The following is a 2313-nucleotide window of genomic DNA, read 5'->3' on the forward strand; positions in this document are numbered from 1 at the left end:
GAACCTCACCTCACAAGTGGACCATTCTTGAAAAAAATCCTTAGGGTCCACTACTTTCCCTAAGGACAATATCTTTATTTTATCGAAATTTCACGTGATTCCCAAGTTTTGAACGTAAAAAAAACGAAACTCGATGGTTTCGCCTTAATTGGTATTGCGGGGGACGGATTTGAACCGCCGACCTTCGGGTTATGAGCCCGACGAGCTACCAGACTGCTCCACCCCGCGTCGTTATACAGTTTATGGATGAGGTTTTTCTTCGGAGAGGACCTCTCCTCTTCCAGCTTCCACTCTGACGCAATCATGCGTCGAGATTACTCGCTGCTTTCTCGGCGGATGCTTCGCTCGTTGCTCCACCCCGCGTCGTTATATTATTTTATTTCATTATAAAAAACATAGCTTGGCAACGTCCTACTCTTGCAGGGGGAAGCCCCCAACTACCATTGGCGCTGAAGAGCTTAACGACCGTGTTCGGCATGGGAACGGGTGTGACCTCTTCGCTATCGCCACCAAACTTTTTGTTCTACAACCACAAGTTATATATTAGCACACTTACAAAGTTGATGCAAGTAAATTTTACCCAAAAATATTTTTATAATTTTTCGGGAATTTATATTGCAATTTTCAGATAAATAGATTACTATTAAGAAAATTCACAAAAAATTCACATTGTTGCAGGGAGGACTCTTTTATGGGAAAGAAATTAATTGGTGTTTTTCGTACTATGGGCTTATCTATTATGGTTGTCCTTTTGACGACCTTGTTTCTTCCAGTTATAATCTTTACCGATCAGATTCCTATCTTACAACAAGCATTAAATATGTTTTATCCAAACGACCCCTCTTAGGAGCGGTCGTTTTTTGATTGTTCAATTGCCTCAACCAATGTGTCGATGATGTCCTGTGCATCTTCAATTCCAATCGACAATCTCACTACCTGTGCGTCGATTCCTAACGACTCACGCACTTCGGAAGGTACAGTGCGGTGTGAGGTGCGCAATGGGTAGGATACTGTCGTTTCCACACCAGCCAACGTTGGTGCAATTTTTATCCACGCAAGCGTCTGAAAAAACGTTTCGATATTAATATCTTTCGCTAGCTTTATTGTCACAATCGCTCCATTACCTTGTTTTGAAACATTAGTCGGGTAATATACTTTATCAACACCAGCATTATCAGCTAAAGAAGAAGCGACTTCTTGTGCATTTTCACATTGTCTTTCCATTCGAAGCGCTAATGTCTTTAAGCCCCGACAAGCAAGCCATCCTTCAAAGGGTGTCAGGTTACACCCAAGCGTGACAACCTTCGCCTTTGCTTTTGCAATTAAATTTTTTGGTCCAACAACGACTCCAGCTGTCACATCACTATGTCCACCAATATATTTTGTTGCACTGTGGACAACAAGATCTACTCCAAGATCGATAGGCCTTAACAGATAAGGGGTTGCAAACGTGTTATCAATCATTGTTTTTAAGTCATATTTGGCTGCAAGGGCAACGATTTTATCAATCTCTTCCACACGAAGTAAAGGATTTGTGATTGATTCTGTATAAAGCAAGACGGTTGATTCTTCGATTTGCTCTTCTACATCATTAAGATTTTCAAAGGAAACAAAGCGAACATTAATGCCAAAATTAGGGAGTTCGTCTGCAAAAAGCTGGTATGTCCCCCCGTACAAATCATTTGATGCAATAATACTCTCCCCTGGTTTTACAACTGCTAATATCCCAGCTAGAATGGCCGACATACCTGATGAAGTCGAAACACCATCCTCTGCATTTTCAAGCTGAGCTACACCTTTTGCCAAATCATCTGTATTAGGATTGCTATAGCGCGTATAAAGATATTCTTTTTCTCCTTGATAAAAACTTTCCATGTCGTTTAAGTCGGAAAATACAAAGGCCGATGTTTGATAAATTGGTTTCGCTTTACTTACATTTTTCGCAATATCTTTTTCTGAAAAATGAACTGCTTTTGTGTTAAAGTTAAATCTCTTCTCTCCCATCTCCACTCCACCTTTTCTTCTATGCATATAAGTTTATAACGCTTGTACCATTATGCTTCTCTTGATTGTACATGAGCTATTATTATAGAGACAAGGGATATCTTAACTTTTTATAGTCTCTTTTGAATTAGTTTACAATGATTAATCTGATGGCAACTGTATCGTTCAAGCCGAGGTGAGCACTCACTTTTAAAATATTTAGAAATAACCGGTTAATACACACAATATAAATTCTGATACTGAAAAAAGCACAACCCTATCGGATTGTGCTTTAACGCTTGGCAACGTCCTACTCTTGCAGGGGGAAGC

At 39.9% G+C, this 2313-nt stretch carries 2 protein-coding genes, 1 tRNA gene and 1 rRNA gene; 1 reads left to right on the plus strand and 3 read right to left on the minus strand.

Annotated features, from left to right (window positions below; genetic code table 11):
• Window positions 1-154: 154 nt before the first annotated feature.
• Together BLT_RS0119955 and rrf are read right to left on the minus strand one after the other, a co-directional pair.
• Window positions 155-228, minus strand: a tRNA-Met gene (locus BLT_RS0119955).
• Between the two features lie 170 nt (window positions 229-398).
• Window positions 399-514: ribosomal RNA gene (gene rrf, locus BLT_RS0119960) — 5S ribosomal RNA — on the minus strand.
• Between the two features lie 177 nt (window positions 515-691).
• On the opposite strand from rrf, the gene BLT_RS24160 reads away from it, so the two are divergent.
• Entirely contained in the window at window positions 692-847 is a 156-nt protein-coding gene (locus tag BLT_RS24160) for a hypothetical protein (RefSeq protein ID WP_017729466.1), read from the plus strand.
• Here BLT_RS24160 and BLT_RS0119970 read toward each other — a convergent pair.
• Window positions 844-2004: a trans-sulfuration enzyme family protein gene (locus BLT_RS0119970; RefSeq protein ID WP_017729468.1), complete on the minus strand. Its 1161-nt coding sequence runs from the start codon at window positions 2002-2004 to the stop codon at window positions 844-846. The two genes, BLT_RS24160 and BLT_RS0119970, sit on opposite strands and share 4 nt — an antisense overlap.
• Between the last annotated feature and the right edge of the window lie 309 nt (window positions 2005-2313).

The organism is Halalkalibacterium ligniniphilum (genome assembly GCF_000334155.1).
Lineage (GTDB): Bacteria > Bacillota > Bacilli > Bacillales > Bacillaceae_D > Halalkalibacterium > Halalkalibacterium ligniniphilum.